This is a genomic window from Amycolatopsis sp. lyj-84 (genome assembly GCF_046549075.1).
In the GTDB taxonomy this organism is placed as follows: domain Bacteria; phylum Actinomycetota; class Actinomycetes; order Mycobacteriales; family Pseudonocardiaceae; genus Amycolatopsis.
The window spans coordinates 416,824-436,455 of the sequence record NZ_JAJPWO010000004.1; the positions used below are offsets into that span (position 1 = coordinate 416,824).

Genomic DNA, 19,632 nt, shown 5'->3' on the forward strand with positions numbered 1-19,632 from the left:
GGCGTGCCGTTCACGTAGTGCGCTGAGTGGGCAGGCCACTCGGTCGCAGTGCCGCACCAGACCTACGCCACGGTGATCGCCGGTTTGGAGTCCTCCGCGCGAATTCGGCGGCGTATGGGGAGGGTGGACACCCGTAGAGCGCCGGATACAGCCGGACAACATGAGACCGGCTCCTCACCTGATTTCGCCTGGCGAGGGGCCGGTCGCCCATCACTGCTCACTTCTACGCTTCTGGTGGCAGGAAACGAATCCCGGACTTTCGGTACGGCCAGAGCATCGGTGAAGCCAAGAGCGTGGCCTATCGGTGCTTGTCCAGCCAACTGAGGGACTACACCGCCGAGGCCGACCTGACCATCAGCCACCACAACCGTTCGCGCTCGCCGCCTTCCGCTGCGCGGGCCCCTAGCGCCCCGAGCAGGGGTTCTGTTCTATGGCAAACGACCTGCGAGTGTGCTCACGATGCTGAAAAGGTGGTCCGTTCCGACCGCCTCGACTTGTCGACTTCACACGCTTTCCGGCTTCGGGATCGGGACACACGGGAAACGATCGGTGTCGACCGTCGTCCCCTTGGTCGGCCCGCAGAGCTGGAGGCCTTCGGTGTCCGCGCCGTCCTCCAGACTGAAACCGACCACGCCGATCACGGTTTCGCCCCGGTCGATGTCCCTGCCCATCAGGGAGTCTGCCGACCAACTGGCGTCGCGCCACGTCTTGTCCGCGACTTTGGTTTTGAGGTCGCTGGCGGGGTACGCCTCGGTGAAGCAGTACTGAGGGACCTCTTTCGGCTGATACGGGTCGCACGTTTTCCCGGCCGTGTTGCGGTGACGGAGCTGCAGATACTTGATCTTGGCTCGCTGCACGCCACGATCGGCAAGCTCTCCGGTCGCAGCCACGTACACCGCGACGTAGTGCTTTCCCGCCTTCGCCGACACACCGGCCAGTTCGGGCGTCCAGACGACGTCGACGGCCTTGACCTGTATCGCCAGGTCCAGGCCCGGTTCCGTGGTGACGAGGGCCTGACCGGGAAAGTCGGCGAACCGCGTGTATTTCGGGCCGGACTGGGCCGTGGCCGAGCTATCGGACGGTGTATCGCCGGTGGTCGCCGCCGTGTCGGTGCCGCCGCCGTCACCGGAACACGCGGTGACCAGCAGAACGAGTCCCGCGGCGAGCACGGGCAAGAACCGAGTCGACATGTGACACACTCCCTCAGATCGATGTGACATCGTAGCATTCAGTGTCACTCTGACGCGTGCGGGACCGGCGCGGTTCCCCTGCCTCCACCTCAGGCAGCTTCCGTTCCTGCGCGACGTCCGCGAACCCCGCATGACCTGCTAGGCGGACCGGCCACCGGCGGTGGCGAGAACCAGCACCGCCCCGGCCGCGAATACCCCACCGAGCCACATCACCGCGGTGGTCCCGGCCGCGTCCGTGGCCAGCCCGCCGACCAACGCTCCCACCGCGATCGCCGCGTTGAACACTCCGGCGAACAGACCCGACGTCGCTTCACGAGCCTCCGGGGCCGCCATCAGCATCCATGCTTGCGCGGCCACCGAGACACCGCCGTACGCCAGGCCCCAGACCACCAAGAGCGCCAAGGCTGCCAGCGTGGTCAGCCCCAGGAGCGGAACCAGCGCCATCGTCGCCGACAAAGTCCCGCCGAGCACCAGCAAGGTCACCCGTGGTGATCGCGCCGCTCCGGCGCCCGAGGCGAAATTGCCCGCCACCCCGAAGATCCCGTAGACCAGGAGGAGCGTTCCGATCTGCCCCGCGCTGACCCCGGACACCTTTTCCAGTACCGGCCGGACATAGGTGTACGCGGTGAAATGCCCGATGACGATCAGCGCCACCACGATCAGCCCGAGGCGCACCCGCGGCACACCGGCCAGCCGCAGCATCGCGCCCAGGCGAACGGCCCCTTCCGTCGGCAACGACGGCAGGGACATCACCAGGGCGGCCACTACCACCAGCGAAAGGCCGCCGGCACCTACGAAGGCCATCCGCCAGCCGACCAGTTCCCCGAGATAGGTGCCTGCCGGTACACCCAGCACGGACGCCACGGCGATTCCGCTGAAGATCAGTGAAGTCGCGGATCCGATCGACCGCGGTGGAACCAGCCGCACGGCCAGGCTCGCGGCGATCGCCCACACTCCGCCCATGCCGATCCCGACGAGGACTCGGGCGACCAGCATGACGCCGAAGCCGGGCGACCACGCTGCCAGGAGATTCCCTACCGCCAGCAGCGCCATCAACGCGCACAAAACGGCCCGCCGGTCGAGATTCCCGAGCGCCGGGATCAGCAGGGGTGCGGAGACGGCCGCGACCAGACCGGTGACCGTGAGCGTCAGACCCGCCATGCCCTCGGTGACCTGCAGGTCGCGGCTGATGGGGGTCAGCAAGCCCACCGGCAGCATTTCCGAGGTGACCACGGTGAAGGTCGCCCCGGCGAGCGAAATCACTGCCGGCCAGCCATTCTTCTTCTGTTCGGTTTCCCTTGTCGTCACGTGTTCCAGGCAACCGTCGCCCGCTGCCGGGAACAATGGCCGATGTCTCATCCTTCCATGAGCAGGACTACTGGATCCGCGGAAGGAGAAGACCGATGAGCGGCCTGGAGATCCGTGAGCTGGAGGCGTTCCTGGTACTCGCCGAGGAGCTGCACTTCGGCCAGGCAGGCGAACGCCTGTACGTCTCTCAGAGCCGGGTCAGTCAGCTGCTCCGCTCACTGGAGGGACGGATCGGCGCGACGCTCGTCGAGCGCACGAGCCGCCGGGTGGAACTGACTCCGCTGGGAGAGAAGTTCCTCGCCGAACTGCGTCCGGCCTATGAGGCGCTGCGGGCCGCCGTGGACCACACCCGGTCCACCGCGCGAGGGATCGGCGGCGTGCTGCGGATCGGCTTCCAGGGCATCATCGACGACCACCTCGCGAACGCCATCGGCGGATTTGAGCAGCACCACCCGGACTGCGCGGTGGAGCTCACCGAAATCCCGCTGGCCGATCCGTTCGGCTCGCTCCGCCGTCGAGAGATCGACGCAGCGGTGGTGCTGCTTCCGGTGGAGGAACCGGATCTCATCCTCGGCCCGGTTTTCTCTCGTCAGCCGCAGATGCTCGCCATCTCGCCTCGGCATCGGTTCGCCCACAGGGAGTCCGTCACCGTCGAGGAGCTGGCGGAGTGTCCTCTGATCGGGCTCCGCGGTCCGGCCCCGGAATACTGGCGCCACGCCCAAGCCCCCGAAATCACCCCCGGCGGCCGCCGGATACCGCGCGGCCCGACCGTCGGCACACTGCAGGAAGGCATGGGTCTCGCCGCGGCAGGCCAGGGCGGCATGGTGCTGTGCCGCTCGACAGCCGAACACCAGGGACGGCGGGATTCGGTCGTCTTCGTACCGCTCACCGGGCTGCCGGAATCGGTGCTCGGTGTGGTTTGGCATGCGGAGGACGGCGGCAGGGCGCGTGCCTTCGCAGAGGAGATCGCTGTTCAGGCTCGATGCTGACCTCGATGTGTGATCGGGCCGCCTCGAAGCCCTGAAGGTTTCTCTCCGAATTGTGCATCGGCTCATGGGCACGTGGTCCGGCGAACTCGACGATCCGCACATCTACGACATGCGCCCGCGTCCGACTCCACGCCTACGGACCTGCTCGTCCCAACCTGCGCAGATCCCAGACCGACAACCGAGGACAACTTGAGACGATGCAAGATCTCAACCGCGAATGCCATCGCAGTCTGCTGTTCGGCTGAGTCCTAAGCAGATCCTGTTCATCGTTCTCGAAATGCGCGTACAGGACCGCTTATTGAGGGGTAAGGCAAACGTGTCGTGTTCGCGGGCGGGTCGTGCCGGACTGAAGGCTCCCTTCGCCGCGTCCGATGCGGTGAAGGGAGCCTTCGGCATCGCGGATCTGGACCGGCCGCACCCTGACCGTCCACACGGGACACGGGTAGCCGGGTAAATGTCTGATTGATACCCATATGCACGCTTTGCGGAGGGGGTCGTGAGTGGCAAAGAGGGTTCTAACCCTCTTTACCACTCACGACCCCCTCGAAAACCGCACATCTCACCATCAATCGGACACTCTGTCGCCAGAAAGTGTCCCCTGTGGACACTGAGGGAACGACTGGCGCCCGCAGGCCGGTCCAGAACCACGCCACGAAGGCCACCTCTTAACCTCGAAGCCAGCGAAGGAGTCCTTCGCCGCAGAGGCTCGGTCATGCCACATTTGACTTACCCCTCAATAGAGGTACCGGCACGGGCCGTGACCAGGATGTGGCGGCGCAGTTCCTCTCCGCGGCGCCGCTTCCCGCGGGCGGGCGCTCCGTCTGTGTGCGTCATCTCGCCTTGCGGCCTCATGAGTAAACGGCGCAGTAGAATTTACTGATCGACTGAACTTATAGACCGCTCAAGGAGTTTCCCCAGTATGTCCGACACCACCATGTCCGAGGCCCCCACCGTGGTCAGGCAGTTCTACGCCACACTGAGCACCGGCGACCTGACGCTCGTCGACGCCGTGCTCGCGCCCGACTGGGAAGCCGTGCCCGCGCTGAGCACCGGCGGCCCCGAGGGCTGGAAGGCCACCGTCACCTATCTGCGCGCGGCGCTCAGCGACCTCGAACTCATCATCGAGGACGTCGTCGTGGACGGCGACCGGGTCGCCGTGAGCAGCACGTGCCGCGGGGTCCACACCGGCGAACTGCTGGGCGTGGCCGGGACGGGGAAGCAGGTCGAATTCCAGGCCATCGATGTCCACCGGCTGGAGCACGGCCGGATCGTGTGGAGCAGGCACCTGGAGGACCACTTCGGTCTCGCCCTGCAACTCGGGCTCACCTTCACCCCGGCGTCCTGAGCAGGGCACCGGCCGGGAAGACCGCGCAGCCAGGCGCCGATCGTCGGCGTGCCCATCAGCACGGGCAGCCGCTCGCCCGAACGCGCGGATGCTGTGCGGTGTGTCCCTGAAAAGACGTCCAAGGCGCGCAACCTTGGACAGAAGTCGATATTCTTCTGCCCGCCGCGGGTACGGACGTGCAAAGAACGGCGATCCGACGAGGTTCGGTCGCACTGGCTCGGACATGAGGACCCGCTGTCTCGAGTTTCACGGTCCGGTCGAGAATTCTTCAAGCCCCTGCAAAATCGCGCCGGTAATCGTGTAGACGCACCGGCCCGGTCGAGGTTGCTTCCGGCTGATCAATCTCACTTCGGCGCATTTCCAGGTTATGGCGTGGGCATCTTCGGTGGCGAGAGCGATTACGGCAGAAGGGGAAGAACGATGACCACTCACACGAACATCCGTCGGAGCGCCGCGGTCCTGCTGGTCGCCGGAGTGGCGGCCGGGGCCACCGTTTTGGCCACCGGTACCGCCGGCGCGATGCCTACCGACTTCCACTGCACGTCCGGTCAGGTCACCACTCGGCTCGTCTACGGCGGGGCCGGCGCGGGCGGCCGGGACGCGGCCGTCCAGTTCACCGCGAAGCAGGGCGAAACCTGCACCCTGCCCGGAACGCTGCCGATCGACCTCGTCGGGGCACGCGACGTGCTGCTCTCCTCTGACGCCGCGCCGGACGCTCCGTCGGTGGAAATCGGTGACGGCTCCTCGGCCTACATCCCGCTGCACTGGAGCGCGATCGGTGCGCCGCGGCAGGAGACACCGTTGGCGATCACGATCACCGCGCCCCAGGAGACCAGCCCGCGCGGCGACACCAGCGACCCGCGGATCACCCTGCCCTGGGACTTCGGCGCGGTCAACGCCGCCCCCGAGAGCCACACCATCCGCACCGGAGCGATCACGGCGGGCGCCGCGCCCACTGTCTGATGTCCGAGTCTGCCGGGGCCGGGCCCAGTGCCCGGCCCCGACGCCCGGGCGCAGGACTGCGCCGCGGTGGTCCAGCCACGACTGCTGGAGAGGATCGACAGTGAGCCGTGCATGTCGTCCTCGACGGTGAGGAGCGGGCCGCCGATGTGGGCACGTATGTCGTGAGCCCACGGTAGCGACGTGACCGGCTCGTAGGCGTGACCCACGAGCTGCGGGTTGAACGCCGGGTCCGGGTCGTCCCAGCCGAAGCCGGAGCGGGTGGACACGGCCGCACTAGGCACCTCGCCGCCGGAGCGGAGCTTCACCAGCCGCTGGGCCGAGTCCGGCCATGTGCGGCGCGCTCCGAGGAGCAGGCTGTCGAAAGTGGCTGTCGCGACCGAGTCGAGCCGCATCGCGGCGACGTGGTCATCGAACAGCGTGCGGTATTCGGCGCCCGGCGCGGTGCCCCAGAAAATCCCGTAGTAGCCGATCTTTTCCTCGCCGAGCGCCTGCCGGATCCGGTCCATGTCGCGGGGGAAGGTGCACGCCGAGCCCCGCGGCCTTCGAGGCCGGCACCGGGCGGTGGGCCGCACCGTACTTCGACACCGAGGGCTGCTCGACGGCTCACGTAAAGGGGCCTTCGGTGACGAACCGGCGCAGGCCGCGGGCGAACGTCTGGGCTTCGCCCGGCGGCCAGGTGGTGATGCTTGCGGTGATATGAGCGGCCAGACGGCGGCGTAGCTCGTCCACCGCTCGTTCACCCTGCTCGGTGAGGACCAGCAGAGTCGCTCGCCGGTCGAGGGGGTCGGGCTCGCGGCGGAGCAACCCGGCCTGCTCCAGCCTGGAGGCATGACGGGTGACGCCGGAGCGATCGAGCCCCACCTCTGAGGCCAGGTCGGCCGCGCTTCGGGGGCCGACCCTGGCCACCGCGCTCAAGACCGGGTAGGTCAGTTCGTCCAGCGCCTCGCCCATGTCGGCGGTCAGCTTCTTGTACAGCTGGACCCGCGTAGCGCGCCTGAGCAACACACCCAGCACGTCGGCGATCTCGCCTCCCACCTCATTTTGCATTTCCGCAGACTACCGTGCGCCGCGCACGCATCATGTGCTAGCTTCCTTGTAGTGCGTGCGTGGCGCACGCATATTACCTCCAGCGTGAAGGATCTCCATGAACCGGACCGATATCCGTGCCGCCCTCACCGACCTGCTGTTCACCCCCGATCTCGACCTGCACGAGGCCACCGACCGGCACTTCGCCCCCGGCTACCGCCAACGCACCGACGGCGAGTGGGCCGACCGCGAGGGGTTTGTCGAGCACATCGCCCACCTGCGCACGATCGTGACCGCGGGGTCCATCGAGGTCCATGACGAACTGTACGACGGCGCCCTCTACGCCGATCGCCATACCGTCGAGGTCACCAAGACCGACGGATCGACCGTACGCACGGAGGTCTACGTCCTCGGCGAGTTCGCGCCCGACGGGCGCTTCAGCCGCATCGAGGAAACTACGCTCATGCTCCAAGGCTCCGACGCGGACCGAAACATCGGCAGGGCCCGCTGAGGTTCAGCGCACGCCTGTCATCCACTCGGCCAGGACGCCGATGCATTCCGTAGATTCCACCGTGCTTGCCATTGCCAGGTCCACGCGAACGTCCCCGCATCCCGAAGCGCCCCGGCTGCCCGCTCGCGGCCGGAGGGCGGCAAAGGGTCACTCGCTCAGCGAGCGGTACCGGTTTCTCGCTCATATGAGCGTCCAGCAGAGACAGATGCAGCAGATGGGCACCTTAAAGCGTCAGAAGACCGAGGTAATAGGGCAGGCGTGTAGAAGCGCTGAAGAAAAACCACTGCACAATTGAGCAGTGGCAGCTCGAAGGAGGCATAGTGTCCAACGTTGCGGTCTTGGTCGAGGCAGCCGACGAGGTCGGCCGAGCCGGTATCGCGCACATGCTCCGCGCCGGTGGCGTACGAATTCTCGAAACAGCCGAGCGCCGACTTGCCGCGGTGGTGGTCCGGGTCGTACCCGTGCTCAACGATGCGACCTTGAGTGAGCTACGCCGGGAACGCGCGGGGTTCCCGGCGGCCGAGCGGCCTCGCTATCTCGTCGTGACCGAACAGGTGGATCCGGCCAGCGCCCTGTCCTGGCCCGAGAGCGGGGTCTTCGGTGTGCTGCACCAAGTGACCGCGACCAGTCACCGGCTCGCGACAGCGGTGCACATCGTGGCGACGGGCGGCGCCTGCCTGCCCGCAGGACTGCAGGGCGCCCTGCTCGCCGAGCTGGACAACGTCCGGCGGACCGCGCTGGAGCCACGCGGGCTCTCCCTGTCCGGACTGAACGTCCGCGAGCGGGACGTACTCAGCCTGGTGGCCGAAGGCTTGGACACGGAGGAGATCTCGGCAAAGCTCGGCTACTCGCAACGCACAGTGAAGAACGTCCTGTCCGGATTGAAGCGACGGCACAACTTCCGTACGCGTTCCCACGCCCTGGCGTTCGCGGTACGCACGGGAGCGATCTGAGTGTCCGATGCCGACCGTGCGACCACCGCTGAAAGTGACGGACCGACCGATCGACACATTTACGCCTCGAGAAGCCATCCTTGACACGGATACTCGGTCATGCCGAGGCCGCCTAGATCTGCAGCTGTCCCATCTGGACAGTCCGACCGGGAACCGTGCAGTCCTGCGGCTTGTCGCGGGATCACCCTCTTTCGAGAATGCGACGTGAACAGAACTTCGAAGGCCACCGCCGTGGCACTTGGCGGGTGCTCGGCCCTTCAGGATGCTTCCCCGCGGCACAGCGGGTCATCGGCCACGGTCACCGTGGAGAACTGCGGGCGAATCGGCTCTGCCGTACTACCGAAAGGCGGTCTCAGCGTCAGCCCTGCGCCACCGCCGAACGGGAGCAGCACTACGAGACCTCCTGAGTCGACCTCCAGCGGCAACTCGGTCGTCCATCGGGCGCGCTCAAGGGCGGAGCAAGCAGGCAAGGTTGTGGTCGAATGAATGTCAGGAAAGCCGTTACCATCGAACTCCTGCGACCGTTACGGTTACGGATAGCCGGTAGTGAAGTCTCGGCCGGGCCACCGCGCCAGCAGGTCGTGCTCGCCTACCTCGCCCTGCATGCCGGCACCGTCGTGCACCGGGACGAGCTGATCGACGCGGTCTGGGGGCAGGCTGCGCCATCATCCGTTGTCGGCAACCTGCACACGTACGTATCCGCGTTACGCCGAGTTCTCCGTCGCGACGATCAGGACGACGAGAGAATCTTGCCGGCGTCGGGTTCCGGTTACCTGCTCGACATAGATGACAACCAGCTCGATCTTCGCCAGTTCGAGCATGGGCTGGCAATGGCGGCTGAGCGCCAAAGGGCCGGCTCGTTCGCTGAAGCCAGGCAGCTCTGGGGCGACGCCTTACGGCGGTGGGTGGGCACCCCGTTCGCAGGTATGGATGCGCCATTCGTGGAAGCGGAACGGGCCCGCCTGGCCACGCTTCGGTCGGCCGCGATCGCCGACCTCGCTGAAGCGTCCTGGCGGTACGGTGGCGAGTCCGACATCCTCGCCGCGCTGACCACGCTCCGCCAGGCGCTCGACGAGTATCCCCTGCACGAGCGGCTGACCGAACTTCGCATCGAGATCCTGAACGTACGCGGCCGGCGTGCGGACGCGCTCGCGCAGTTCGAGCACACGAGGCGGCTGCTCGCCGACGAACTGGGGATCGAGCCTGGCGATCGGCTACGGTCCGCTCATCGGCGCACTCTCGCCGGGGTTCCGAACTTGGCGGTTGCGAAGCCGTGGCCTCTCCGAAATGCGACCGGATCGACCCGGCTGCCGGCGCGACCGGCCTTGTTCGCAGGGCGGGAGACCGAACTCGCCGAACTGGGCGACAGGCTGGCCGAACTGCCGGCGAGTCCGTTGGTCGTGTGCGCCATCGACGGTCCTCCGGGCATCGGCAAGACAGCGCTTGCCGTCGAGTTCGCCCACCAGGTACGCGAGCGGTTTCCAGACGGGTGCCACTACGTGGACCTGCGGGGGCTGCACGGAACGGACCCGCCGTTGACCGCCGCCGAGGCGTCGCGGGTGCTGATCGAGTCCGTCGGCGGCGTGGCGGCCGTGCCGGGTAGCCAGGACGATCGGCTCGGCACCTATCGCCGTCTCATGGCGGACAAGCGAGCTCTGCTGATCCTCGATGATGCCGACGACATCTGCCGGCTTCGCCCGTTGCTCGTCGCGGGCGCCGGAACGATGGTGGTGGTCACCAGCAGACGACGGCTGGGCGGTCTGGTCGCGCGGGACGGGGCGGTGCGGATGTCGCTCGATGTGCTGCCGCCCGGCGAAGCGGCCGACGTGCTGACCGGATCGCTGGGTCGTTCCCGGGAAAGCCTGGGCGGAGCGGAAGTGGATGAGCTCGTGCGACTGTGCGGAGGCCTGCCACTGGCCTTGTCCTTCGCGGCCGGACAGCTAGGTGCCCTGCCTCATCCCGACGCCGCCCAGCTACGGGACTGGCTGCAGGACCGTCGTACCCGGCTGTCCAGGCTCAGGCCGGTCTCCGGTTCCGGCAGATCTTGGACGGTGGAGGAGGTGTTCTCCTGGTCGTTCTCCGACCTGGACTCTGACAGTGTCGAGGTGTTCGGGCGTCTCGGAGGGCAGGAGGGAGACTCGGCGACGGCCGCGGCGGTGGCGGTGGCGGGTGACTGGCCGATCGAGCGTGCCCGGCGGGCGCTCGATGAACTTGCGATGGCCGGCCTGCTCGACTGGGCCCCACGGGACACCTACCACATCACCCCGTTGTTGCACCTGTATGCGGCATACAGGAGCTGATGTCCCGCATCGGAAATGCGGCACAGAGTGAGGGCAAGGCAAGACGACGTGTCACAAAGGACGCTTTCGCAATCTCGTGGGCGGATCGGCGGTGGACCGAAGGCTCCCTTTGCCGCGCCTGATGCGGCGAAGGGAGCCTTCAGCGACGCGAACCTGGGCCTGCCGACGAGAGCCGGCCGCGCCCCGATTGTCCACACGGGACAGCTCTAGGCGACTGGATGTCTGATTGATACCCATATGCGCGCTTTGCGAAGGGGTCGCGAGTGGCAATGCCGGTTCCAACCCTCTTTACCACTCACGACCCCGGTCGCAAAATACGCAAAGCACCCAAATCGTCTGAAAAGCCACTCACGCCACGTTTGCCATCCACCGACTCATGTGCCGCTTTTGCGGGGCGCGACACCAGCGGGCCGCTCGTGAGCGACTACAGCAATCCTAGCCGTTCTTCCGGTACTGGAAGTCCTGAAAGGACCCGGTGGTGCTCACGTCCGTGTAGTCCGAGTTGTTGGTGTAGTTCCATCCCTCATCGAAGCTGCTGTTGCCGTTATGTGTCGACGTGACGTGCAGGAAATAGTTCTCGCCGCGGTACCGGGGGCCCTTCCAGCAGCTGTTGGCGACGACCATGGTACTGGAGAAGCCGCCACTGTCCGGGAACACGGCTGACACTGCGTAGTCCCCATTCCCGTTGTTACACAGGCTGAACAGTGTGGAGTCGGCCGGCGCGGCTACCGCCTGCCCGCCCATGGCAAGAGCGCCGAGGACGACCGCGGTCGCGCCCGTGGCAACTTTTCGTGTCAACGAAGACATCGGCTACACGTTCCTCTCTTTGAAAAGCCGTACTGGCTTGTACATAGTGACGACTTTATTCTTCCGGAAACGATGCCACCACGCGATAAATTCACCGCGTACTGCCCTTTCAGTACACCGTTTTCTGCCCGGACGCGTTATTCAGGACAGTGGAGGTCGACTGGGCCGAATTTCTTCCCAGGCGACTGGCAGGCGAGCCGGCGAGGTGTTGGGAGTGTCGGTCTCGAGCTCGATGTCCTCGATCGGCACCGCGAGGCGCAGAGACGGAATGCGGCGCGCCAGGGCCTCGAAGACCACGGTGAGTTCCAGCTGGGCAAGCGGTTGTCCGACACATCGGTGCGGGCCGAAGCCCCAACCGAGGTGCCGTCGGTGGTCACGGTGGGCGTCGAGCCTGCCAGGGTCGGGAAACCGGGCCGGATCGTGGTTGGCGCCCTGGATGGAGACCACGACGTAGTCTCCGGCCGCGATCGGCGTTCCGGCGATCTCGGTGTCGGTCACGGCCACGCGCATTCGCCCAGGTCCCACACCGAGCAGCCGGACCATTTCCTCGACCGCTCCGGGTATCAGCGCGGGGTCCTCGCGGAGCGGAGCGAACCGCGCGAGGTCTGCCAGCAGCACGAAAGCTCCGTGGCTGATCATGCTCGCGGCGGTGTCGTAGCCGGCGAGCAACACGCTGATGGCCCCGACGAGCAGTTCCAGGTCGGTGAAGTTTTCGGGGTGGCCGACGAGGAGGCCGAGTGCGTCTTCGGCCGGTTCGGTCCGGCGCCGGGTGATCAGCTCCTGCATACAGGCGTAAAGCGGGGCCGTCGCCTTTTCCAGGTGGTCGGCGTCGCCGCGGAACAGGGCCTCGGCCGCGTCGAGGAGCAGCTCACGCGCCGACGCGGGCACACCGAACAGCTCGGCGATCACGGCCGAACTGACCGGCTTGGCGAATTGTTCGTGCAGGTCGGCCGGCTGCGCCGAGGTGGCGAGGTCGTCGATTGCTTCATCGACGATGCGCTGCACCACGGGCCGGATCGCGGCCATCCGCTTCGCTGTCACCATCGCGGGGGCGAGCGCGCGGCGGAACCGGACGTGGTCGGCGCCGTCCATCCGGGAAAAGTCGCCGGGGACGGCCGGGACGCCCGGCGGGGTGTTCGCCAGGATGTGCCCGGCCATGCCGGCCCGGACGCTGAACCGGGCGGTGTCACCGAGCACTTCGCGGACGTCCGCGTAGCGGGTCACCAGCCACGCGTCGATCCCGGTGGGGCACGAGACCCGGGGCAGCGAGGGGCTGTCCCGGATGTCTCCGATCTCCGGTGCGGGACTGAAGGGGCACGCCGAATTCGGCAACGGCAAAGGAACTGTGGGCGATGACACGGGCATGGTCCTTTCTGTGCCGGGACGGCCTTGTCCAGAGTTAGCAGGGGGTACCGATCCCCCGCATCGACAACACGGCGGATTGCCCGAGGCCCAGCTCGAACGGGTACCTTCGGGCAAGGGCACCGGCCATGGGTCGCCCAGATCATCAGGACGACCTGTCGGCTGACGATGGCCACCCGGGTCGTCGAGTGCGATTCGAGCACGCCGGACTCGACGAGTGCACCCACCACCGCCGCCAACCTGGTCACAGGTCCGCCCAGGCGCCGGCCGCCCTTCCGGTAGCAGGCCGAGCCACCGCCGCGGTGCCACCACGCGCACCGGCGTCCTGTTTCCGCTCGCACGTCCCGGTCCGGCACCACATCCGCTCATATGAGCGCACTTAGGACTCTCTCATGTCCTTATATGGGCCTCGTGGAGGGTAAATGGAGCGCAAGAGTGCACACTTGAGCATCTGCGGAATGGGGTTAGCGGAGGTACTGGTGGAGCAGACGATTCGAGTCACTGTCGAGGCGCTGGATTCGCTCACCCAGATGGGGATGGTGGCGTATCTGGAGCGCTTGAGCGGGGTGCGGGTACTACCGAGAAACCGGGCGAGTGAAGTCGATGTCGTCGTCGCGGCGTTCGACCACCTGTCCGCGGATGTGGTCGCCGCGCTGCGCCGGGTGGCCAGTGAGATCGGCCGGCCTGTCGTGCTGATCATCGATGACCTCAAGGACGACGAGTTGTTGCTGGCGGTGGAGTGCCGAGTCGTCGCGGTCCTGCCCCGGACGGCCATCTGGGACGACATGCTGCCGCGGATCGTGCGCACCGCGGCAACGGGCGGTGCCGCGCTGCCTCCGGACCGGCTCGGTGAGCTCTTCGCGCACGTGGAGCGGCTGTGGCAGCTGGTGCCGGACAGGAGAGGCCTGCGGCCGACCGAGCTGACCACCCGGGAGATCGAAGTGCTGCGGCTCATTGCCGAAGGCCGGGAGACCGCCGAGATCGCGGACAAGCTGTGTTACTCCGAGCGCACGGTGAAGAACATCATTTACGGCATCACGCGGAGACTCAACTTCCGGAACCGTTCGCATGCGGTGGCCAGCGCGTTGCGGGCAGGCATAATCTAGAAGATCCGGCGCGGGGTTCGCCGATCGAGCACTGTCCACTTTGTTCGGTGAGGAAGGCCGGCGCGCACTGGAGTCCCATTATGGACAATCGGCTGCCGCGTCCACAATGGCAGGATCGGGGAACGGTAAAGAGCCCGTCGGAAATGCCACGCCCAAATGAGTATGAATCGAACCGTGAGGAACCCCTTGCCCTCCGCCAGACCTTGGCTGCAGCGTGCGATGATGGGCTGCGTGGATGCTGAGGCTCACCCGGCTATTCAGTTGATCGGCACCGTCGCAATACGACGAAACGGTGTTACCGTGCAGTTCGACCGGCCACGGCAGGGTGCGGTACTGACCCGCTTGGCCCTGCGCGCGGGGCGACCCGTACGCCAGGACGAACTGGTCCGCGCGGTCTGGGGCCAGGCGCCGCCACGCAGCGCTACCGGCAACCTGCACACCTACATTTCGGAGTTGCGCAAGATACTCGGTGAGCCCTCGGTCCTGTACACCGATCGGGACGGGTACCGGCTCGACGTACGTGTCCAGGATGTGGACGCGCTGGAGTTCGACAGCTGGGTCGACCGTGCCGCGCAAGCTTGGTCCGGAGGTGGTGTCGAGGCCTGTTTCACCGCCGTCGAACGAGCCTCCCGGCTGTGGACCGGCGCCCCGCTACCGGAGATAGCGGGGCCGTTCGCGGAGGCCGAGCGGCGGAGACTGGAGGCTCGCTGGCTCGCCCTGCGCAAGCTGCGAGTGCAAGCGCTGCTCGCCACCGCACGGGTCACCGAGGCGGTGGCGGAGTGCACCGGTCTCGCCCATGCGTATCCGGCGGACGAGCAAGTCGCCGTGCTACGCAGCACGAGTCTCTACCGTGCCGGGCTGGTAGCGGAGGCCCTCAGCACGCTGGACGTGTTCCGCAGGCGGCTGCGGAAGGAGGCGGGCACCCAGCCCCGCGCCGAGGTCGGCAGGCTCTACGAACAGATGCTGACCGGTGATTTCGACACCGGGTGCGCCGAGCGCAGCCCGTCCACATCGGACGGAGGTCCGTCGCCCGCGGACAGCTCGCCCAGGGCGGTCCGGCCGGCGCAGCTGCCGCACCGGCCGTGGGGATTCGTCGGCAGGGACGACGAACTGGCCGAGCTTTCCCACACGGCGGGTTCGCCCGTCGTGATCACCGGACACGCCGGTATCGGAAAGTCCGCCCTCGCCTGCCAGCTGGCCCGCGGCCTGGCGCCCCGGTTCCCGGATGGCCAGCTCTATCTCAGTCTTGGTGGTTCGAAGCGCACCGGCGTGCCGCCGTTGGGTGAGCTACTCGACCACCAGCTGCTGACCTTGGGCGTCCACGCCGACGACCTACCGGGCACTGTGGAGCAGAAGGCCGCCCGGTGGCGCTCGTTACTGGCCGCGAGAAGCATCCTCGTGGTGCTGGACGATGCCGCCGACGCGGAACAGGTGGCCCCGTTGCTCCCGGAAGGCACCTCCAGCACCGCTGTCGTCACCAGCCGAAAACGTCTGTCCCCTTTGGACAACGTGCACCGGGTGCCGTTGGCCGCGCTGGAGCCGGATGCCGCCAAGCGGCTGTTGATCAGCGGATGCGGGACTCCCCTGAACGTCCCCATTTCCTACCATCATGTGACCCGCATAGTGGAAGCATGCGGCTACGTTCCACTGGCCGTGCGGGCCGCCGCCGTCCTTCTCGCCGAGGTCGAGGCCGACGCCGACGCGGTCCAGCAGTTCGCCATGCGGCTCCGGTACCACGAGAATCCCTTGGGGATGCTTTCCCTGAGCGAGGATGACGACAAGGCGTCTGTCCTGGTCGGACTCGAGCACACCGCCCGGACCTTGTCCGCGCCTGCCCTGGACCTACTGGCCTGGCTGGGCTCGAGGTCGTACGAAGACGAGGCCACCGTCGGGATGCTTCACGAACACGAACCAGCCGCGCGGGCGGAACTGGTCGAATCGTGCCTGCTCGATCACCTCGGCGGCGACAGGTACCGAGTGCCCACGCTGGTTCGCGGGTACGGTCGGCGGCTCACGCGGGCGGGCACGCGATGACCGTCGAGATCAAACTGCTCGGCCCGGTGGCAGCGCTTGTCGACGGCAGCCCGATATCGCTTGGTGGCCCCATCCGGCAAGCCGTGCTGGCCGTACTGGCCATGCGCGCTCCCGAGGTGGTTCAGCCGGACGAGCTGATCTCGCTCGTCTGGGGGGATGCGGCGCCGTCGAGCGCGGCCGGCAACATGCAGACCTACGTTTCGAGCCTGCGGCGAGCGCTGGAGCCGAACCGGTCGCAGGACCAGCCGCCCGGCCTGCTGATGCGGGCAGGAGGCGGGTACCAGCTGCGCCTTCCGCCAGGCACAGTGGACATTCAGGAGTTCTCCAGGCTCGCGGACGAGGGTTTCCAAGCCGCGGCGGACGGCAGGCTCGACGACGCGGCGGCCTCCCTGCACGCCGCGCTGTCGAAGTGGCGCGGCGAACCGCTTTCGGGCGTCCATGGGCCGTTCGCCCAAGCACAGCGGAACTCTTGTATCGAACACCGGTTGAACGTCCTGGAATCCTGGGCACGCGTCCTGCTCGAACTGGGCAGACCCGCGGAGGTCGTAGCGGCCCTGCGCGAGCCCGCCGCCACCAACCCGATGCGGGAACGGCTCGCCGCGTACTTCATCCAGGCACTGCACCAGTGCTGTCTGGACGACGAAGCCCGGGCCCATTACGAACTGGTCGAGCGGGAGCTGGGCGAGCGGTTCGGCGTGACACCCGCGGCCGAACTGAGTTCCCTGCTCGCCGACATCACCGACGACCAGAACGCGGCGCCCGCGAGCGACCGCGCGCCGACGCACCTGCCGCCGGACGTGCGATCGTTCACCGGCAGACAGGCCGAACTCGCCCGGATGCAGGGGTTCGCCCGCGCGCCTGCCGGTTCCCCGCGGCTGATCGTGTTGCACGGCGCCGGTGGCTCCGGGAAGACCGCGCTGGCGGTGCGTTTCGGGATGGAGGTCGCCGACCGCTTTCCCGATGGCCGGTTCTATGTGGACCTGCGTGGGTTCGCACCGGGTGGCGAGCTGCCGTCGACCGGTGCCGCGGCGGGCGCGCTGCTGCGAGCCGTCGGGGCGCAGGCCGACCGGATACCGGCGCACGACGGCGCGCGGGTGGCCTACCTGCGTACGTTGCTCGCCGGCAAGCGGGCCCTGATCATGCTGGACAATGCGCGCGATGCCGAACAGGTCCGGCCACTCCTCCCGGGCACGGACGGCTGCCTCACGATCGTCACCAGTCGCAGACGGTTGCGCGAGCTGGCCGTCAGCGAGGGCGCGTTGCGCCTGCCGGTGGACGTGCTCGCAGAATCCGAAGCAGTGGCGTTGCTCGGCGGGATCATCGGTCACCGACGGATCGCCGCCGAGCCCGCCGTCGCCGTCGAACTGGTGCGGCACTGCGGGTCGATGCCCCTGCCGTTGCGGATAGTCGCCGAGCGCGCCGCCCTGCGGTCCCGCCGCGAACTCGCCGAACTCGTCGCCGAGCTCACCGAGGCCCAGCGGCGGCTGGACGTGCTGTCCGCCGGCGAGGACAGCACGTCCCTGCGGGTGGTGTTCTCCTGGTCCTACGCCGCGCTGGCACCGGAAAACGCGCGCATGTTCCGCCTGCTGGGCGGCTTCCCCGGACCGGACATCTCGGTCCCGATGGCGGCGGCGATGGCAGGTTGCGCGGACCGGGATGCCGAGCGCGCGATCCGCGCGTTGCAGGAAGCCCACCTGCTGGAGGAACGGACCGCGGGATACTACCGGCTGCACGACCTGCTTCGCGCCTACGCGCGGGAGCGTTTCGAACTCGACGAACCGGAGGAGGCCAAGAAAACGGCCCTGCGCAGGCTCGTTGGCTGGTATCTCTACGGTGCACAGGCGGCCGACATTCTGCTGGCCCCGCAACCACGAGCGCCCGGCCCACCGATGGAACCTCTATCGGAAGCCGTCACGCCACCCGAGTTCACGCATCAGCGGATGGCCGCGGAATGGTGCGAAGCCGAGTTGCCCAACCTGCTGGCCGTGATCGAACTGGCCGCGTCGGCGGGATTTCGCAGGCACGCCTGGCTGATCCCGAACTTTCTGATCGGGTTCTTCATCAGACGCTGCCATTTCCCGGAATGGATCCACACGATGACGATCGCGATCGAGCAGTGCCGGGCGCTCGGCGACCCGAACGCGGAGGTTCGCTGCCGATACAACCGGCTGATCGCGTACAACCAGGTCAGCCAGTTCGACCGGACACTGGCGGAGGCATTCGAGCTACTCGCGTCGGACGAGATCAACACGGAGCCGGGGGTGCGGCCCTACCTCCGCAACGCCATCGGCAACGCCTTGCTCGGCACGGACCGTCCCGCCGAGGCCGCGGAACAGCTCGAGAAGGCGTTGACCGGAGAGCAGGGCGAGGGCGCCGCGCGACTGCCGGGACTTCTCGCGTGCCTTGGCGAGGCCTACACCGCACTGGGCAGGCTCACCGAGGCACGGGAACGCCACGAGCAGGCACTGGAGATGCGCAACGAACAGAATGACCTGGCCGGGCAGAGTTCCAGCCTGCGCGGGATCGGACAGCTGGAATTGCGGGCCGGGGACAGCCGGTCGGCGGTGAACCACTTCATCGAGGCCCGGCGGCTCGCGCGGACAGTGGGAGTACACCGTGAGGAGGCGCTCTCCCTGCGCGCACTCGGGGAGACGTATCTGAGACTGCCCGGCAGACACGCGGAAGCCATCGACGCGCTGTCGGCAGCACTGGACATCTTCGACCATCTTGGTGACGCGACCGCCGAAGACGTCCGCGCCAAGCTACGCGGGCTGTCGACAACGGAGCCCGACACCAAGCCGGCCTGACCCGACGACTATGCGTCGGGTCAGCCAGGTTCGGTTGGTCGTGAGTGGCGTGTCGGGTCGCGCAGGTACTCAGCTGGCCGTGAAGGCCTCCTTCCCTACCCTGAGAGTAGGGAAGGAGGCCTTCACGGCCCTCCACTGTGATCCCTGGTGACGCTGGGACGGCTGTGACACCGCTGCCCGGTCCCGAAGTCCGTCCGACACGCCACCTTTGCCCTGCCCCTCGATACGCCCTCACGGGACACCACGCTGCGCGTGGAGCACGAGCTCACCCTTCTCGGGTGGTGTTACGACGGGGTAGGGGCCGGGAGGGTCCAGCGGACTACCTCCAGGCCGGTGTCTTCGGCGCCCAGGGTGCGGTACAGGGCGGTGGCTTCGTCGTCGGTCATCGCGCCGGCGGCGCGCACGAGGCTGCCCACCAGTCGCACGGCGGCCGGGCCGTCCGGGTTGATCAGCAGGTCGAACTTTTCGTCCAGCAGGTCGAGCAGTTCCGGCAGGCCGACCCGGCGCCACATCGGCGCGAACACCCGCTCCCGGTGCTGCTCGGCGGTGGCGATCACCGCGCACAGCACCTCGTCGGGTGCCGGGACGATGAGCGGGCGCCCGTCGCCATTCATCGCGAGGTCGAACTCGGTGTCCCGCAGCAATGGTTGCAGGTGTTCCGGTTCGGCCGTGCCCTCGACCATCCGGCGCAGCACCGCGTCCAGTGGGTCGGTCGGCGAGTCCGGGTTCAGCGGCCGGTAGTCCGGGTTGGGCAGGAAACGGCCGACGGCGCCGTCACCGACGAGAGGCCAGACACCGACGACCGACTCGATCGGTGGCACGTCGTCGTCCTCGCCCGGCACCCATTCCGGATCCATCAGAAGGAACCAGTTCTCCTCCTGGCCGGTGCCCTCGCCTTGATCGCTCATCCGTGTCGCCTCCGAGGCGGGGA

15 protein-coding genes are annotated in these 19,632 nt (G+C 67.5%); 9 read left to right on the forward strand and 6 right to left on the reverse strand.

Annotated elements, in window-relative coordinates; all coding sequences use genetic code 11:
* Positions 1 to 503: 503 nt before the first annotated feature.
* Positions 504 to 1,190 carry a hypothetical protein gene (locus tag ACLJRM_RS16205; RefSeq protein WP_410663422.1) on the reverse strand — a complete coding sequence of 229 codons (687 nt, stop codon included), beginning with the start codon at positions 1,188 to 1,190 and terminating at the stop codon, positions 504 to 506.
* 138 nt (positions 1,191 to 1,328) lie between these two features.
* A complete protein-coding gene (locus ACLJRM_RS16210; protein WP_101613356.1) occupies positions 1,329 to 2,498 on the reverse strand; it encodes an MFS transporter in 1,170 nt (389 codons plus the stop codon).
* A gap of 95 nt (positions 2,499 to 2,593) precedes the next feature.
* Here ACLJRM_RS16210 and ACLJRM_RS16215 point away from each other — a divergent pair, with 95 nt between their 5' ends.
* The 3 genes from ACLJRM_RS16215 to ACLJRM_RS16225 all read left to right on the forward strand — a co-directional run bounded on the left by ACLJRM_RS16215 (position 2,594) and on the right by ACLJRM_RS16225 (position 5,795).
* Positions 2,594 to 3,487 (forward strand): LysR family transcriptional regulator, encoded by an 894-nt coding sequence (locus ACLJRM_RS16215; protein ID WP_410663423.1) that lies wholly within the window; start codon positions 2,594 to 2,596, stop codon positions 3,485 to 3,487.
* 919 nt (positions 3,488 to 4,406) lie between these two features.
* Entirely contained in the window at positions 4,407 to 4,832 is a 426-nt protein-coding gene (locus ACLJRM_RS16220; RefSeq protein WP_410663424.1) for an ester cyclase, read from the forward strand.
* Positions 4,833 to 5,252: 420 nt separating this feature from the next.
* Positions 5,253 to 5,795: a DUF4232 domain-containing protein gene (locus ACLJRM_RS16225; protein ID WP_410663425.1), complete on the forward strand. Its 543-nt coding sequence runs from the start codon at positions 5,253 to 5,255 to the stop codon at positions 5,793 to 5,795.
* Positions 5,796 to 6,398: 603 nt separating this feature from the next.
* On the opposite strand, the gene ACLJRM_RS16230 is transcribed toward ACLJRM_RS16225, so the two are convergent.
* Entirely contained in the window at positions 6,399 to 6,842 is a 444-nt protein-coding gene (locus ACLJRM_RS16230) for a MarR family winged helix-turn-helix transcriptional regulator (RefSeq protein WP_101609220.1), read from the reverse strand.
* Positions 6,843 to 6,939: 97 nt separating this feature from the next.
* Here ACLJRM_RS16230 and ACLJRM_RS16235 point away from each other — a divergent pair, with 97 nt between their 5' ends.
* From ACLJRM_RS16235 to ACLJRM_RS16245, 3 genes are all read left to right on the forward strand, one after another.
* Positions 6,940 to 7,332, forward strand: a complete 393-nt coding sequence (locus ACLJRM_RS16235) for a hypothetical protein (RefSeq protein WP_101609221.1) — start codon at positions 6,940 to 6,942, stop codon at positions 7,330 to 7,332.
* Between the two features lie 320 nt (positions 7,333 to 7,652).
* Positions 7,653 to 8,285, forward strand: coding sequence for a helix-turn-helix transcriptional regulator (locus ACLJRM_RS16240; protein ID WP_101609222.1), 633 nt, complete (start codon positions 7,653 to 7,655; stop codon positions 8,283 to 8,285).
* Positions 8,286 to 8,767: 482 nt separating this feature from the next.
* Entirely contained in the window at positions 8,768 to 10,585 is a 1,818-nt protein-coding gene (locus tag ACLJRM_RS16245) for a BTAD domain-containing putative transcriptional regulator (RefSeq protein WP_410663426.1), read from the forward strand.
* 435 nt (positions 10,586 to 11,020) lie between these two features.
* Here ACLJRM_RS16245 and ACLJRM_RS16250 read toward each other — a convergent pair whose 3' ends face one another.
* The gene (locus ACLJRM_RS16250; RefSeq protein WP_146044358.1) at positions 11,021 to 11,392 is read right to left on the reverse strand and encodes a hypothetical protein; all 372 of its coding nucleotides are present in this window, start codon (positions 11,390 to 11,392) and stop codon (positions 11,021 to 11,023) included.
* Positions 11,393 to 11,533: 141 nt separating this feature from the next.
* On the reverse strand, positions 11,534 to 12,751 hold the full coding sequence (locus tag ACLJRM_RS16255) for a cytochrome P450 (RefSeq protein ID WP_410663427.1): 1,218 nt from the start codon (positions 12,749 to 12,751) through the stop codon (positions 11,534 to 11,536).
* Between the two features lie 425 nt (positions 12,752 to 13,176).
* On the opposite strand from ACLJRM_RS16255, the gene ACLJRM_RS16260 reads away from it, so the two are divergent.
* The 3 genes from ACLJRM_RS16260 (at position 13,177) to ACLJRM_RS16270 (ending at position 18,701) form a co-directional block, all read left to right on the forward strand.
* A complete protein-coding gene (locus ACLJRM_RS16260) occupies positions 13,177 to 13,860 on the forward strand; it encodes a response regulator transcription factor (RefSeq protein ID WP_410663428.1) in 684 nt (227 codons plus the stop codon).
* 300 nt (positions 13,861 to 14,160) lie between these two features.
* Positions 14,161 to 15,894 (forward strand): BTAD domain-containing putative transcriptional regulator, encoded by a 1,734-nt coding sequence (locus tag ACLJRM_RS16265; RefSeq protein ID WP_410663429.1) that lies wholly within the window; start codon positions 14,161 to 14,163, stop codon positions 15,892 to 15,894.
* Positions 15,891 to 18,701 carry a BTAD domain-containing putative transcriptional regulator gene (locus ACLJRM_RS16270; protein WP_410663430.1) on the forward strand — a complete coding sequence of 937 codons (2,811 nt, stop codon included), beginning with the start codon at positions 15,891 to 15,893 and terminating at the stop codon, positions 18,699 to 18,701. Before ACLJRM_RS16265 ends, ACLJRM_RS16270 begins: the two co-directional genes overlap by 4 nt.
* A gap of 284 nt (positions 18,702 to 18,985) precedes the next feature.
* Here the strand turns inward: ACLJRM_RS16270 and ACLJRM_RS16275 are convergent, their stop codons facing one another.
* Complete coding sequence (locus ACLJRM_RS16275) at positions 18,986 to 19,609, reverse strand: type VII secretion system-associated protein (protein ID WP_410663431.1); 624 nt, start codon at positions 19,607 to 19,609, stop codon at positions 18,986 to 18,988.
* Positions 19,610 to 19,632 lie beyond the last annotated feature (23 nt).

Coding starts and splice junctions, on each gene's coding strand:
- ACLJRM_RS16205 (WP_410663422.1), bottom strand. CDS start 1,190: ATGTCGACTCGGTTCTTGCCCGTGCTCGCCGCGGGACTCGTTCTGCTG.
- ACLJRM_RS16215 (WP_410663423.1), top strand. CDS start 2,594: ATGAGCGGCCTGGAGATCCGTGAGCTGGAGGCGTTCCTGGTACTCGCC.
- ACLJRM_RS16220 (WP_410663424.1), top strand. CDS start 4,407: ATGTCCGACACCACCATGTCCGAGGCCCCCACCGTGGTCAGGCAGTTC.
- ACLJRM_RS16225 (WP_410663425.1), top strand. CDS start 5,253: ATGACCACTCACACGAACATCCGTCGGAGCGCCGCGGTCCTGCTGGTC.
- ACLJRM_RS16230 (WP_101609220.1), bottom strand. CDS start 6,842: ATGCAAAATGAGGTGGGAGGCGAGATCGCCGACGTGCTGGGTGTGTTG.
- ACLJRM_RS16235 (WP_101609221.1), top strand. CDS start 6,940: ATGAACCGGACCGATATCCGTGCCGCCCTCACCGACCTGCTGTTCACC.
- ACLJRM_RS16245 (WP_410663426.1), top strand. CDS start 8,768: ATGAATGTCAGGAAAGCCGTTACCATCGAACTCCTGCGACCGTTACGG.
- ACLJRM_RS16250 (WP_146044358.1), bottom strand. CDS start 11,392: ATGTCTTCGTTGACACGAAAAGTTGCCACGGGCGCGACCGCGGTCGTC.
- ACLJRM_RS16260 (WP_410663428.1), top strand. CDS start 13,177: ATGGAGCGCAAGAGTGCACACTTGAGCATCTGCGGAATGGGGTTAGCG.
- ACLJRM_RS16270 (WP_410663430.1), top strand. CDS start 15,891: ATGACCGTCGAGATCAAACTGCTCGGCCCGGTGGCAGCGCTTGTCGAC.
- ACLJRM_RS16275 (WP_410663431.1), bottom strand. CDS start 19,609: ATGAGCGATCAAGGCGAGGGCACCGGCCAGGAGGAGAACTGGTTCCTT.